Raw genomic sequence first — 13,535 nt, forward strand, 5'->3', positions numbered from 1 at the left:
ATGTTTGCCCATTAGGATTCTCGAGAGACGGATGAACATCACCACCTTTGCAAAACGTTTGTGCCTGCTTGTTCCACTGATTATCACCCCGACCGTCTGGGCGGCAGAGCAGATGACGCCTGCTGCGCCGCAACTGGCAGCCAAGTCCTACGTACTGATGGATGCCACCAGCGGCAACGTTCTGGTCGAGAACAACGGTGACCAGCGTCTGGCACCTGCCAGTCTGACCAAGCTGATGACTGCCTACATCGCGACCCTGGAAATTCGTCGCGGCCAGATCGGCGAGAACGATCCGGTGACCATCAGTGAAAACGCCTGGCGCACAGGCGGTTCGCGGATGTTCATCAAGGTGGGCAGCCAGGTGACGGTCAGCGACCTGCTGCACGGCATCATTATCCAATCGGGTAACGACGCCAGTGTTGCGATCTCCGAGCACATTGCCGGCAGCGAAGATGCATTTGCCGACATGATGAACAAAACCGCTGGCGACCTGGGCATGACCAACAGCCACTTCATGAACCCGACCGGTCTGCCGAACCCCGAGCACTACTCGTCGGCTCACGACATGGCGATCCTGGCGCGTGCAATCATTCACGAAGACCCGGCTCACTATGCGATCTACTCGCAGAAAGAGTTCTTCTGGAACGGCATCAAGCAGCCTAACCGCAACCTGCTGCTGTGGCGCGACAAGACCGTTGACGGTCTGAAGACCGGCCACACCGACGAGGCCGGCTACTGCATGGTGTCTTCGGCTGTACGTGACGGCATGCGTCTGATCGCAGTAGTGTTCGGCACCAACAGCGAGCAGGCCCGCGCGGCTGAAACCCAGAAGCTGCTGACCTATGGCTTCCGTTTCTTCGAAACCCAGAACTTCTATCAGAAGGGCACCGAGCTGGCTCAGGCAACCGTCTGGAAAGGCACTGAGCGTCAGGTCAAGGCCGGTCTGGCTGAAGATCTGAGCATGACCATGCCAAAAGGTGACATGAAGAAGCTGTCCGCCAGCATGACCATGAACCCGCAACTGGTTGCGCCAATCGCCAAGGGCGACGTGATCGGTAAGGTCGAGGTCAAGAAAGACGATCAGGTGGTTCACACCGCTAACCTGATTGCGCTTGATGCAGTTGAGGAAGGTGGCATTTTCCGCCGCGTGTGGGATAGCATCCGCCTGTTCTTCTACGGCTTGTTCAACTGACCCTCCAGTAACTACTGCCGACCTTCTCGCGGCCTGCTCATGATCTGAGCGGGCTGCGTGTCCGTCGTCACGGCTTGTGAGACCTTTACTGCCATGACTGATACCGACATCAAGTCGCACAAAATCGAATTCCCCTGCGATGACTATCCGATCAAGGTGATCGGTGATACCAGCGTGGGCTTTACTGCTGCTGTCATGGAAGTCCTGCACAAGTACGCACAGGTCGACCTCAAGACGCTCGCCGAGCGTCAGAGCAGCAACGGCAAATACACCACCGTCCAGTTGCACATCGTCGCTACAGGCGAAGATCAATTGCGCGATATCAATAGTGCCCTTCGCGCTACGGGTTTCGTGCACATGGTGCTCTGATGACGGCTGCGCTGGGTTTTCGTGATCTGGGCCTGATCGATTACGAAACTGCCTGGCACGCCATGCAACGCTTTACCGATGGGCGTGGCCGCGAGGCTGCCGATGAGGTCTGGCTGGTCCAGCACCCCCCGGTTTTCACCCAGGGACAGTCCGGCAAGGCCGAACATTTGCTGCTGCCGGGCAATATTCCTGTCGTACAGGTCGATCGTGGCGGCCAAGTGACTTATCATGGCCCGGGCCAACTGGTGGCTTACCTGATGCTGGACGTCAGGCGCCTTGGTTTCGGTGTTCGCGATCTGGTAACACGGATCGAGAATACCCTTATCGCCTTGCTCGCCGACTACGGCGTCAAGGCAGCCGCCAAGGCCGATGCACCGGGTGTATACGTCGACGGCGCGAAAATCGCGTCGCTCGGTCTGCGCATTCGCAACGGCTGCTCGTTTCATGGTCTGGCGTTGAACGTCGACATGGACCTGGAGCCGTTCCGCCGCATCAACCCTTGCGGATACGCCGGGTTGGCCATGACCCAACTGAGCGATCAGGCAGGGCAGATAGAATTTTCCGAGGTAAGTGCCCGACTGCGTGCGCAGCTCGTCAAACACCTCGACTACGCTGAGCAGGCGACCCTTACGGGCGGAATAAACCATTATGACTGACACCGTGCAAACCCTGATCCCGACGCTGGATGTTTCCGAGCGAGTGGCCCGTCCGAAAGTCGAAGCGGGCGTCAAGCTTCGCGGAGCGGAAAAGGTTGCGCGCATCCCGGTCAAGATCATTCCAACGGTAGATCTGCCGAAGAAACCCGACTGGATTCGTGTGCGCATCCCGGTTTCTCCGGAAGTCGACCGTATCAAGCAATTGCTGCGCAAGCACAAGCTGCACAGTGTCTGTGAAGAGGCGTCCTGCCCGAACCTGGGCGAATGCTTCTCCGGTGGCACCGCAACGTTCATGATCATGGGCGACATCTGCACCCGTCGCTGCCCATTCTGCGACGTGGGCCATGGTCGTCCGAAGCCGCTCGACGTCAACGAACCGAAGAGCCTCGCCATCGCAATTGCCGACCTGCGTCTGAAGTACGTAGTGATCACCTCGGTGGACCGTGACGACTTGCGTGACGGCGGTGCTCAGCACTTTGCCGACTGCATCCGCGAAATCCGCCTGCTGTCGCCGGGCGTACAGCTTGAAACACTGGTGCCGGATTACCGTGGCCGCATGGACGTTGCGCTGGAAATCACCGCCGCCGAGCCACCGGATGTGTTCAACCACAATCTGGAAACCGTGCCGCGTCTGTACAAGGCTGCGCGTCCGGGTTCGGACTACCAGTGGTCGTTGACCCTGCTGCAGCGCTTCAAACAGATGGTCCCGCATGTACCGACCAAATCAGGGCTGATGCTGGGCCTGGGCGAGACCGACGAAGAGGTTATCGAAGTCATGCAGCGCATGCGCGAGCACGACATCGACATGCTGACGCTGGGTCAGTACCTGCAGCCATCGCGCAACCACCTGCCGGTGCAGCGCTTTGTCCACCCTGACACCTTTGCCTGGTTTGCCGAGGAAGGTTACAAGATGGGCTTCAAGAACGTCGCATCCGGGCCGCTGGTACGCTCTTCGTATCATGCCGACGAGCAAGCCAAGATCGCCAAGGCAATGCTCTGACAGCACGCCGCAAAAACAAGAAGGGCCAGGTAGCGATACCTGGCCCTTTTTGTTTGCGGTTGATTATCGTGCCAACGCTCCGCGTGGGCATGCTGTTCTGGACGCTCTGCGTCCTCCCGATTATTGCCCCACAGGCTTGCGCAGGGCCTCCAGCAATTCATGCGTCGGGTAACCATCTGCCGGCCAGCCGAATGACTGCTGCGCGCTACGAATGGCCTTGCGCGTATTGGCACCGATAATGCCGTCTGGTGCGCCTGCGTCATATTGACGTGCCGAGAGCAGGGTTTGCAGTTCAATGCGTTCAGAGCGGCTCAGCGGAGTGTCCCCGCGTGGCCATGCACCTACTACGTACCCGGCCCCTTTGAACCGGTCAGAAAGCAGGCTGATCGCCAGTGCGTACGAGGTGGAGTTGTTGTACTTGAGAATTGCTCGGAAGTTATCCAGCACCAGAAAGGCTGGCCCGCGATAACCGGCTGGCAACAACAAGGCGGCTTGCTGCTGGCTGGCTGCGACTGGAATCGCCGAGCCGTCCGGCTGTTTCAGGCCCAGTTGTTGCCATTCAGCGAGGCTCTTGCGAGTGGTCGAATCTGCCAGCGAGTAATCAAACCCGGAGCCGAGTACCACTTCAAAGCCCCAGGGCTGACCGCGTTGCCAGCCAGAGCTTTGCAGGTAATGCGCAGTGGAGGCCAGGGCATCGGCGGGAGTGTTCCAGATGTCACGACGGCCATCGCCGTCAAAGTCGACGGCATGAGTGTTATAGGTGGTCGGGATGAACTGGGTCTGGCCCATCGCACCGGCCCACGAACCCAGCATCTTGTCCGGTGTGATGTCGCCATGCTGGATGATTTCCAGCGCGGCCAGCAACTGGCTCTGTGCAAAACCGGGACGGCGACCTTCATAGGCCAGCGTAGCCAGCGAGCGGATGACGGATTGCGTGCCTTGGAACGACCCGAAATTACTTTCCATGCCCCATACCGCGACCAGCGCCTGACGATCCACACCATACTGCTGCTCGATCTTCTGCAGGTCGTCAGCGTACTGCGAAAGCAGCGCCTGCCCCTTGCGCACGCGTGCGGCGGAGATGGCACCGTCCAGGTATTCCCAGATCGGACGGGTGAACTCAGGCTGGCTGCGGTCGGCCTTGACCACGCTCATGTCGGGAGTGACACCGGCGAATGCCTGATCGAATATATCCGCCCGGATACCTGCCTTTAACGCCTGAACACGAAAACCGGCCTGCCATTCGCTGAAGCTGACGGCGGGTTGAATCGTGAGGCTGTCATCAACGACCAGCGCAGGCGTAGGAGCTACGGCAGGAGCGTTTGTCTGTGCTTTGCTGGATTGAAGAGGCGTGGCATCGGCTGCAGTGGGTTTTTCTGCGCAGGCTACCAAGGCAACAAGGCTGGAGGCAGCGATGAGTTGGCGCAGCTGCGGGCGATGGGTAAAACGAGAAGGCATGCTTGAGTCCAAGGGTATTACCGTTAGGTGCAGACCATAACACGGCTAAGCGGTTGAAAGCGCCCCGGAGATGTTGCTCGATATCAGGCCGCCATAAAGCAGGAAGCCTCCCAGCTTTTAGACTGGAAGGCTTCGCGGCGGTAGCTGCCTTTGCCCTTGGCGGGTTGTTCCTGACGACTGCGGAACAATGGCTGGGCGATGATGGATTTGGCCTTGTTCGGCCGCTTTGGCTTGCTCATGGCGGGGTGCTCCTGATGGGTGTTGTAAAGCGATGCAAATAATCGGGCAGAACGGCGCTTGTGTCTAATAGTCGTGTGCTATGACGCGGGAGGCGGACTTGAATGCAATACCTGTGGGAGCGAGCTTGCTCGCGAATGGGGCGGTGCAGGCTGCTCGCTTTATCGTGCCGGCGCTCCGCGTCGACATGCAGTTCGTGACGCTCCGCGTCACAAGAGGACGCAGAGCGTCCTGAAAGGCGTTACCACGCAGAGCGTGGGAACGAGAGTCGACAACCTCACTCACTCCGCAGGCAGTGCCAGCCGTTGCCCTGCCATCAATAGCGCCAGTCGGCTGAGGCTGCTCCACGGCGAGCCTGGCGCCTGCCCCTTGATCTGTGCGTCGATGCGCTGTGCGTCCATCAGCAACTGGCTCCAGCGTTTTGCCGAATGGCGTTGCAGGGCTTTGCTCATCAATGGCTTGCGCTTGTCCCAGATCGGTGGGCGGGCCGAGCTGAACACTTTGTCGAGTGGCATGCCCTGACTGAACTGCTGGGACATGTTGGCCAGCGCGCGCAGCTCGCGGGTCAGGGCCCAGAGGATCACGGGGGTTTCGACCCCTTCGCCGCGCAGCCCTTCCAGCATGCGCAAGGCATGGGCAGCTTCGCCGTTGAGCACTGCATCGGTCAGACCAAATACGTCGAAGCGCGCACTGTCGGCCACGGCCGCCTGCACAGTCTCGACGGTTATCTGGCCTTCTTCGGCCATCAGCTTGAGCTTTTCGATTTCCTGCGCGGCCGCCAGCAGGTTGCCTTCGACCCGGGCCGCGATCAGTTCGACGGCATCCTGAGTCGCTGCCAGGCCCGCCTGCAACAGGCGCTGGCGAATCCATTGCGGCAGCTGGCCGACGTCCACCGGCCAGATTTGCACGAACTGGGTTTGCGCACCCTCAACCAGAGCCTTGCCCCATTTGGTTTTCTGCGCACTGCCATCGAGCTTGGGCAGGCTGATCAGCAGCAGGGTGTCTTCGGCAGGTCTGGCGCAATATTCCATGAGCGCCGCAGCGCCTTTGTCACCGGGTTTGCCTGAGGGCAAGCGCAGTTCCAGAAGACGGCGCTCGGCGAACAGCGACATGCTGGCGCCGGCCTGGAGCAGCGTACCCCAGTCGAAGCTGGCGTCAGCGCTGAATACCTGCCGTTCATCGAAACCTTGCTGGCGCGCAGCAGCACGCACGGCATCAGCAGCTTCCTGGCAGAGCAGCGGATCGTCACCGCTGATCACGTAGACGGGCGCAAGTGTGCCTTGCAAGTGCTTGCCGAGTTGGGCGGGGGCGAGTTTCATGAGTCAGAGCATGCCGGGGCCAGCTGACTGGCCCCGGACACTTACCTGGCCGGTACTTCGACAGGCGATTGCTGAGGCGTCTCGTCGCGGATCCGCTGGGCGGCTTCCTGTGCGTCGGCTTCAGCCTTGGCAACTGCGTCGGCCTTGGCCTGCAGTTCTTCAAGGCGTGTCGGCGTCATTTGCTGCAAGCGCGCCATCAGTTTCTGGATCAGGTCGTTGCGCATTTCCTGACGAACCTGAGAGGCTTCCTGATCGGAACCGGTCAGGTTGTTGCCATCGTGAACGTAGGAGCGGTCTGCGGTGACCTTGTCGCCGAGCAGGAAACGATCTCTGTCGCCATGCACTTCATAGGTCAGGGTGGTGGTCAGCTGGTATTCAGCCGAACGACCCGAACCCGAATAGCTGATGGCGCGCTGGGTTTCTGCTTCGTTGGTCAGCATGAGCTTGTAAGGCGCGCCGGTGTAGACCTTGACGCCGGAACTGGTCAGCAGGCGAGTGAGTTGGGTCACGGTTTCGCCATAAGCGTTACGCGCGCTTACATCCAGCTCCTTGATGGCCAGCTCGGTGGTGCCGGTGCCGCGCAGCTGGAAGCCACAGGCACTCAACAGAACAGCCAGGCCCATCACCAGCAAATTGCGTTTGATCATCTTGATGCTCCCCTTGAATCCGTTTGGGCCGACACTGCGTACCCTGGAAATATGTTCGGCGCCCGGCGTCTGCCGGGCGCCCGATCCAATCAGCTTGCGACGATGTTGACCAGCTTGCCAGGCACGACGATCACCTTGCGAATGGTCAGGCCATCAGTGAAGCGCAATACGTTCTCGTTGATACGTGCGGCCGCTTCGACTTCTTCGCGGCTGGCGCTGGCGGGCATTTCGATATGGCCGCGCAGCTTGCCGTTGACCTGAATCACCAGTTGCAGGCTGTCCTGAACCAGCGCATTTGCATCGAATGCAGGCCAGCCAGCGTCGATGACCGGCTCATTGTGGCCCAGTTGCGTCCACAGCTCGTGGCTGATGTGCGGCGTGATCGGTGCCAGCAGCAGGGTGACCGTTTCCAGACCCTCCTGCAGCAGCGCGCGATCCTGCGGGGTGACCTGCGGGGCTTTTTCCAGGACGTTCATCAGCGTCATCACTTGTGCGACGGCGGTATTGAATTTCTGGTTCTGGCCAATATCCTGGCTCGCCTGCCTGATCGCCTGGTGAATCGAGCGGCGGATGGCTTTCTGGTCATCCGTCAGTGCCGCAATGTCCAGACCGGTCGATGCGCCTTGAGCGACATGCGCCTGAGCCAGACGCCACACGCGGCGCAGGAAGCGATGCGAGCCTTCGACGCCCGAGTCGGACCATTCCAGGCTCATGTCGGGCGGGGAGGCGAACATCATGAACAGACGGCAGGTATCAGCACCGTACTGATCGATCATGGTTTGCGGGTCGATGCCGTTTTTCTTCGACTTCGACATCTTTTCAGTGCCGCCGATTTCCACCGGCAGGCCATCGCTGGTCAGCTTCGCGCTGATAACCTTGGCCTTGGCGTCTCTTTCGAGAGTCACGTCGGCCGGGTTGATCCAGGTTTTCTTGCCGCTGGTTTCCATGCGGAAGTAGGTTTCGGCGTTGACCATGCCCTGGGTCAGCAGGTTCTTGAACGGCTCGTTCGAGGTCACCAGGCCTTCGTCACGCATCAGCTTGTGGAAGAAGCGCGCGTAAAGCAGGTGCAAAATGGCGTGTTCGATGCCGCCGATGTACTGGTCCACCGGCAACCAGTGGTTAGCAGCGTTCGGCTCGACCAGACCACCCTCGTAATGCGGTGACGCATAGCGAGCGTAGTACCACGAGGACTCGACGAAGGTGTCCATGGTGTCGGTTTCACGCTTGGCCGGTGCGCCGCATTTCGGGCAACTGCATTCGTAGAACTCGGGCATGCGCGCCAGTGGCGAGCCAGCACCATCAGGCACTACGTCTTCAGGCAGGACAACCGGCAACTGGTCTTCAGGAACCGGCACGTCGCCACAGGTATCGCAATGCACGATAGGGATCGGGCAGCCCCAATAACGCTGGCGGCTGATGCCCCAGTCACGCAGGCGGAACTGGGTGCGCGACTGGCCGAGGGATTTTTTCACCAGTGCCGCTTCGATGGCATCGAATGCGGCCTGGAAATTCAGGCCGGTGAACTCGCCGGAATTGATCAGCTCGCCATGCTCGCCGTAGGCCGGCTGCCATGGGGCAGGCGTCTGGTCGCCGGCGCTGGTGCGTACTACGGGCTTGATCGGCAGACCGTACTGGGTGGCAAACTCGAAATCACGCTCATCGTGTGCCGGCACGGCCATGACTGCGCCATCGCCATAATGCATCAACACGTAATTGGCGACCCACACCGGCAGTTTTTCGCCGGTCAGCGGGTGCTCGACGAACAGCGAAGTCGGCTGGCCTTTCTTTTCCTGAGTGGCAACGTCGGCTTCGGCAACGCTGCCGCCTTTGCACTCATCGATGAACGCTTGCAGCCCAGGGTTGCCTTGCGCGGCCAGGGTCGCCAGCGGGTGTTCGGCGGCGACGGCGACGTAGGTCGCGCCCATCAGGGTGTCAGGGCGAGTGGTGAAGACTTTCAGTGCACCGGCTTCGCCGATCGAGGCCTGATCGTACGGAAACTGCACTTCCATGCCGCGCGACCTGCCGATCCAGTTGCGCTGCATGGTCTTGACCTGTTCAGGCCAGCCCGGCAGTTCGTCGAGGCTTTCCAGCAGCTCATCGGCGTACGCGGTGATCTTGAAGTAGTACATCGGGATTTCGCGCTTTTCGATCAGCGCGCCGGAACGCCAGCCGCGGCCATCGATGACCTGCTCGTTGGCCAGTACGGTCTGGTCGATCGGATCCCAGTTTACGGTGCCGTTCTTGCGGTAGATCACGCCTTTTTCGAACAGGCGAGTGAACAGCCATTGTTCCCAGCGGTAGTAATCAGGCTTGCAGGTGGTGACTTCGCGCGACCAGTCGACCGCCAGACCCAGGCTCTTGAGCTGGTTCTTCATGTAGGCGATGTTTTCGTAGGTCCACTTGGCCGGCGCGACGTTGTTGTCGATGGCGGCGTTTTCGGCCGGCATGCCGAACGCGTCCCAGCCCAGTGGCTGCAGGACATTCTTGCCCAGCATGCGCTGGTATCGGGAAATGACATCGCCAATGGTGTAGTTGCGTACATGACCCATGTGCAGCTTGCCGCTTGGGTAAGGAAACATCGACAGGCAATAGAAAGTGTCCTTGCCTGGCTGTTCACTGACTTCAAAAGACTTTTGCTCATCCCAGAATGTTTGGGCAGCGGCTTCGATTTCGCGGGGCTGATAGAGTTCGTGCATGGCTACTTTTTACTAAAGATTAGTGACCCTTGACCTCTTCATTGCTTCGCCGAGTCAGGTCGGCACCGCGTGGCGGACAATTGCAACTGTCTGTGCGGTGCGTTCGGGCTCAAGAGCACGGAAGTGGAATTACAGGAAGCGCAGTAGCATACATGAGGGCTGTCTATCGAGGGAAACCCTGATTGCGCCTCGCAGCGCTCAAAGCCCGGCTGACAGCCCTATCTGCCCGTTGGTCGCAGTTCCATGCCGGTTTGTACAGCAGCGCTAAGCTCAATTTCGAGGGTGATGATTATCTTCGATGAGGTGAGCGGATGACCGAGTTGCAGCATGTAGTAAGCCTGTCCGAACTGTATGAGCGTCTGATCGACCGCCTCGGGCTTGCGCTCGAGACGGCGAGTACCTCGGTCCGGCTCCGAAACGAGACGCCAGCCGAGCTTGAACTCAAGGGCTTGAGCAGTGCCGAACTCCAGCTGATCGAAGCCTATCTGGAAAAAGGTTTGGGGGCCGCAGACGTCTCTGTCAGGGATCGCCTGTTCTTCCAGCCAGAGCTCGGCAGGCCGTCCAGAGCATCAGCCACTATCATTTGGCTGAAAGACAGGCGACGGGGCAAATCTTCGGCGCGGTTGGGCCGTCATAGTTAGGCATTTGAATTATCTTCTCTACGCGCAGGTAGGACCTGCCTACTTCAGGCGTTGTCGCCTGGCTTCAAACATTCTAGGCTGCGGACATCCTTGGAGATGTCCCGATGCCTTTGCGCTACCTGCTCAAAACCCTCCTTTTGCCGCCCGGTGTCCTGTTTGTTCTGCTCATTCTTGGCTGGTGGTTGCGTCGTTCCCGTCCGCGCCTGGCAACGGCATTTTTTGCCTTCGGTCTTGGTGGGTTGTGGCTGATGAGTCTGCCGGTGGCGGTAGAGTTCGCTGCCCGTAAAATTGAGCAGGTCCCGCCCTTGCCGCAGCAGCAATGGGCGACACTGGCGCAGCAGGCGGACGCCATCGTGGTACTGGGCAATGGCCGTGAGCGCAATTCTCCGACGTGGGGCACAGATACACCGACTGGTCTGGGGCTGGAGCGATTGCGTCTGGCGGCGCGGTTGTCGAAAACGTCCGGACTGCCAATACTGACCACCGGCGGCTTGCACTTTGATCAGCCGCCCAGCGAGGCGTCGATCATGGCGCAGTCGCTGCACGATGATTTTGGTGTGACGGCACGCTGGCAGGAAGGGCTGAGCCGAACGACATGGGAAAACGCGACAATGACCGCTGCGGTTCTTCAACCGCTAGGCATCAAGCGCGTGGTGCTGGTCACGCAAGCCTGGCATATGCAACGAGCGCGCTGGAGTTTCGAGAAGGCTGGTTTTACCGTGGTGAGTGCGCCGGTCGGCTTTCTTGGTGTCGACAACGCTCGCCCCTTTGGAGGCTGGCTGCCTGAAAGTCGTGTGTTCACGCAAAGCGGCGTGTTGCTTAATGAAGCGGCAGGCTTGCTGGTTTATCCGTGGATTTATCCGCCCAGCCACTGACTCTTTAGCCGGTATCGCCTGAAAGCAGGCGATACCGGCTTCGTGCACTCAGACGGTTTTGGCAATCCGTGCTGCCATCAATGCCCAGCCGAACAGCAGCAGGCAGACAATTGCCAGTGGCCATGAGCGCCAGCGCAGGTAGGGCGTGAGTTCGTGCATCGGTACCACTTCGCCGTACAACACGCCGCGTTCGAACTGCGGAATCTGTACCGTAATCCTGCCAAACGGGTCGATCAGCGCGGTCACGCCGTTGTTGGTGGCGCGGATCATCCAGCGGCCCGCTTCAAGGGCGCGCATCTGGGCCATCTGCAAGTGTTGCAGCGGACCGATCGAGGTACCGAACCAGGTGTCATTGCTGACCGTCAGCAACAAGTCGCTTTGCGCCGACAGGCCTGCGGCGAACTCTGGATAAACCACTTCGTAGCAGATGAACGGCGCGATGTGGTAACCCTTGGCCTGCAACAGCGCCTGGTCGTTCGGGCCGCGGGCGAAGTCCGACATCGGCAGGTCGAAGAAGGAAATCAACCCGCGCAACAGGTCCTGCAGCGGCACGTACTCACCGAACGGCACGAGCTTTTGCTTGTAGTAGGTGCCATCGCCTTGGCCGGTAACCGTGATGCCGTTGTAATAGCGATACTCGCCGCGCCCGGTCGGCTCACGCACTGGCACGCCGGTGATCAGCGCTGCGCCGCGGTCCGAAGCGAACTTGCCCATCATCGCCAGATAGCCTTCTGCGCTTTCCTTGAGTACCGGCACGGCGGTTTCCGGCCAGACGATCAGGTCCGCCTGCTGTGAACGGAAGGTCATGTCCCGGTACAGCGCGAGCTGATCATTGAGCTTTTGCGGGTCCCACTTCATGCTTTGTTCAATGTTGCCCTGCATCGCCGCGACTTTCAGCGGCGGGCCGGACGGTGATGTCCAGGCATGGTCCTTGAGTGCCAGGCCTGCGATCCAGGGTGCCAGCAACAGCACCACACCCGTCGCCAGGAACGATTTGCGTGCCCGCAAGCGGTGCAGGTTGCACAACAGTGCGGCAGTCAGGCCCAGCAAGAACGAGATTAGCCATACACCACCGACCGGGGCGAGCCCGGCAAGTGGTCCGTCAAGCTGGCTGTAACCGGAATAAAGCCACGGGAAGCCGGTAAGGAACCAGCCGCGAAATGCCTCCTGCCACAGCCATAGTGCTGCAAACGCCAGTGCATCGGCCAGCGGCGCCTCGTTGCGACGTAGCCAGCGCGCCCAGACCCAGGCGGGCAGGGCGAAAAACAGGGCAATGGCAGCGATGAACAGCAGCATCAACAGCCCGGCCAGCAGTACCGAAGCACCACCGTAGGTATGGATGCTGACGTAGATCCAACTGGTGCCCGCGCCGTACAGGCCAAAGCCGTAACACCAGCCACGAGCCAGCGCCTGGCGCGGATTCAGCTCGCGCAGCCCCAGATAGAAGAGGGCCACCGACACCAGCACCAGCGGCCAGAAGTCGAAGGGCGCCAGGGCCAGGGTCGTGAGCCCGCCAGCCGCCAGGGCCAGCAGGTTACCGGGCCAGCCGGGGCGGGTTATCCAGCGCATGTAGATTCCTTAAAACAGCATCAAGTGGTTACGGACGTGAAATGGGAGTCACGCGCAGCAAATGAATGCGACGGCTGTCAGCGCTCAGGATGCGGAAACGATACGCACCGATTTCAGTGATTTCGTTGCGCTTGGGCAGATGGCCGAAGGCATTCATCACCAGACCGCCCACGGTGTCGAACTCGTCATCGGAGAACGCACTGTCGAAGAATTCGTTGAAATTCTCGACCGGCGTGAGGGCCTTGACCAGGAAGTCACCGCTGGGCAGTGGCTTGATATAGCTGTCTTCCTCGACGTCATGCTCATCTTCGATATCGCCGACGATCTGTTCCAGCACGTCTTCGATAGTCACCAAACCTGCCACACCACCGTATTCGTCAATGACGATGGCCATGTGATTGTGGTTGGCGCGAAACTCGCGCAACAGCACGTTGAGGCGCTTGGATTCGGGCACGAACGTAGCGGGACGCAGCAGCTTCTTGACGTCGTCGCTGTCGCCGTCGGCTTTAAGGATCAGAGGCAGCAGATCCTTGGCCAGCAGCACGCCGAGTACGTCATCGTGGCTCTCGCCGATCACCGGGTAGCGCGAGTGCGCAGCATCGATGACCGCAGGCAGGAACTCACGGGGTGTCTGGGTCGCCTTGATGCTGATCATCTGCGAGCGCGGCACCATGATGTCGCGCACTTGCAGGTCAGCCACTTGAATGGCGCCCTCGACGATGGCCAGCGCTTCGCTGTCCAGCAGTTTGTTCTGGTGGGCTTCGCGCAGCAGCTCAAGCAGCTCCTGGCGGTTTTTCGGCTCATGGACAAAGGCCTGGGTCAGTTTACCCAACCATGACTTTTGCCCGTTGCTCGATCGGTCTTCGCTCATAGCCC

At 60.0% G+C, this 13,535-nt stretch carries 13 protein-coding genes; 6 read left to right on the top strand and 7 right to left on the bottom strand.

All coding sequences use genetic code 11. The features are described 5' to 3' along the window. The first annotated feature begins 31 nt into the window (after window positions 1–31). The 4 genes from RYB66_RS11230 (at window position 32) to lipA (ending at window position 3,217) form a co-directional block, all read left to right on the top strand. The gene (locus RYB66_RS11230) at window positions 32–1,192 is read left to right on the top strand and encodes a D-alanyl-D-alanine carboxypeptidase family protein (protein WP_002555330.1); all 1,161 of its coding nucleotides are present in this window, start codon (window positions 32–34) and stop codon (window positions 1,190–1,192) included. Window positions 1,193–1,285: 93 nt separating this feature from the next. Beyond that, window positions 1,286–1,561, top strand: a complete 276-nt coding sequence (locus tag RYB66_RS11235; RefSeq protein ID WP_002555329.1) for a DUF493 domain-containing protein — start codon at window positions 1,286–1,288, stop codon at window positions 1,559–1,561. Next, on the top strand, window positions 1,561–2,217 hold the full coding sequence (lipB, locus tag RYB66_RS11240; protein ID WP_005745386.1) for a lipoyl(octanoyl) transferase LipB: 657 nt from the start codon (window positions 1,561–1,563) through the stop codon (window positions 2,215–2,217). Before RYB66_RS11235 ends, lipB begins: the two co-directional genes overlap by 1 nt. Then, complete coding sequence (gene lipA, locus RYB66_RS11245) at window positions 2,210–3,217, top strand: lipoyl synthase (RefSeq protein WP_002555327.1); 1,008 nt, start codon at window positions 2,210–2,212, stop codon at window positions 3,215–3,217. Before lipB ends, lipA begins: the two co-directional genes overlap by 8 nt. A 120-nt stretch (window positions 3,218–3,337) precedes the next feature. Here the strand turns inward: lipA and RYB66_RS11250 are convergent, their stop codons facing one another. The 5 genes from RYB66_RS11250 to leuS form a co-directional block, all read right to left on the bottom strand. Next, a complete protein-coding gene (locus RYB66_RS11250) occupies window positions 3,338–4,675 on the bottom strand; it encodes a lytic murein transglycosylase (protein WP_117140629.1) in 1,338 nt (445 codons plus the stop codon). A gap of 83 nt (window positions 4,676–4,758) precedes the next feature. Beyond that, the gene (arfA, locus tag RYB66_RS11255) at window positions 4,759–4,914 is read right to left on the bottom strand and encodes an alternative ribosome rescue factor ArfA (protein WP_002555325.1); all 156 of its coding nucleotides are present in this window, start codon (window positions 4,912–4,914) and stop codon (window positions 4,759–4,761) included. Window positions 4,915–5,193: 279 nt separating this feature from the next. Further along, entirely contained in the window at window positions 5,194–6,231 is a 1,038-nt protein-coding gene (gene holA / locus RYB66_RS11260; protein WP_016981879.1) for a DNA polymerase III subunit delta, read from the bottom strand. Window positions 6,232–6,272: 41 nt separating this feature from the next. After that, a complete protein-coding gene (gene lptE / locus RYB66_RS11265) occupies window positions 6,273–6,878 on the bottom strand; it encodes an LPS assembly lipoprotein LptE (RefSeq protein ID WP_005745388.1) in 606 nt (201 codons plus the stop codon). 89 nt (window positions 6,879–6,967) lie between these two features. Further along, window positions 6,968–9,574, bottom strand: coding sequence for a leucine--tRNA ligase (gene leuS, locus RYB66_RS11270; RefSeq protein ID WP_016981875.1), 2,607 nt, complete (start codon window positions 9,572–9,574; stop codon window positions 6,968–6,970). Window positions 9,575–9,885: 311 nt separating this feature from the next. On the opposite strand from leuS, the gene RYB66_RS11275 reads away from it, so the two are divergent. Then, window positions 9,886–10,215, top strand: coding sequence for a hypothetical protein (locus RYB66_RS11275; protein ID WP_117140627.1), 330 nt, complete (start codon window positions 9,886–9,888; stop codon window positions 10,213–10,215). A 104-nt stretch (window positions 10,216–10,319) separates the two neighbouring features. Next, window positions 10,320–11,090, top strand: coding sequence for a YdcF family protein (locus RYB66_RS11280; RefSeq protein WP_004666281.1), 771 nt, complete (start codon window positions 10,320–10,322; stop codon window positions 11,088–11,090). Window positions 11,091–11,138: 48 nt separating this feature from the next. Here the strand turns inward: RYB66_RS11280 and lnt are convergent, their stop codons facing one another. Both lnt and RYB66_RS11290 read right to left on the bottom strand, forming a co-directional pair. Next, window positions 11,139–12,659, bottom strand: a complete 1,521-nt coding sequence (gene lnt, locus RYB66_RS11285) for an apolipoprotein N-acyltransferase (RefSeq protein ID WP_316892004.1) — start codon at window positions 12,657–12,659, stop codon at window positions 11,139–11,141. A 28-nt stretch (window positions 12,660–12,687) separates the two neighbouring features. After that, window positions 12,688–13,530, bottom strand: a complete 843-nt coding sequence (locus tag RYB66_RS11290; protein ID WP_002555318.1) for an HlyC/CorC family transporter — start codon at window positions 13,528–13,530, stop codon at window positions 12,688–12,690. Window positions 13,531–13,535 lie beyond the last annotated feature (5 nt).

The organism is Pseudomonas syringae group sp. 243L2 (genome assembly GCF_032587875.1).
Classification (GTDB): Bacteria; Pseudomonadota; Gammaproteobacteria; order Pseudomonadales; family Pseudomonadaceae; genus Aquipseudomonas; species Aquipseudomonas amygdali.

Excerpts from the sequence above, each read along its gene's own strand:
- lptE (WP_005745388.1), bottom strand. The coding sequence starts at position 6,878 with ATGATCAAACGCAATTTGCTGGTGATGGGCCTGGCTGTTCTGTTGAGT.
- arfA (WP_002555325.1), bottom strand. The coding sequence starts at position 4,914 with ATGAGCAAGCCAAAGCGGCCGAACAAGGCCAAATCCATCATCGCCCAG.
- RYB66_RS11250 (WP_117140629.1), bottom strand. The coding sequence starts at position 4,675 with ATGCCTTCTCGTTTTACCCATCGCCCGCAGCTGCGCCAACTCATCGCT.
- lipB (WP_005745386.1), top strand. The coding sequence starts at position 1,561 with ATGACGGCTGCGCTGGGTTTTCGTGATCTGGGCCTGATCGATTACGAA.
- RYB66_RS11235 (WP_002555329.1), top strand. The coding sequence starts at position 1,286 with ATGACTGATACCGACATCAAGTCGCACAAAATCGAATTCCCCTGCGAT.
- lnt (WP_316892004.1), bottom strand. The coding sequence starts at position 12,659 with ATGCGCTGGATAACCCGCCCCGGCTGGCCCGGTAACCTGCTGGCCCTG.
- leuS (WP_016981875.1), bottom strand. The coding sequence starts at position 9,574 with ATGCACGAACTCTATCAGCCCCGCGAAATCGAAGCCGCTGCCCAAACA.
- lipA (WP_002555327.1), top strand. The coding sequence starts at position 2,210 with ATGACTGACACCGTGCAAACCCTGATCCCGACGCTGGATGTTTCCGAG.
- holA (WP_016981879.1), bottom strand. The coding sequence starts at position 6,231 with ATGAAACTCGCCCCCGCCCAACTCGGCAAGCACTTGCAAGGCACACTT.
- RYB66_RS11275 (WP_117140627.1), top strand. The coding sequence starts at position 9,886 with ATGACCGAGTTGCAGCATGTAGTAAGCCTGTCCGAACTGTATGAGCGT.
- RYB66_RS11290 (WP_002555318.1), bottom strand. The coding sequence starts at position 13,530 with ATGAGCGAAGACCGATCGAGCAACGGGCAAAAGTCATGGTTGGGTAAA.
- RYB66_RS11230 (WP_002555330.1), top strand. The coding sequence starts at position 32 with ATGAACATCACCACCTTTGCAAAACGTTTGTGCCTGCTTGTTCCACTG.
- RYB66_RS11280 (WP_004666281.1), top strand. The coding sequence starts at position 10,320 with ATGCCTTTGCGCTACCTGCTCAAAACCCTCCTTTTGCCGCCCGGTGTC.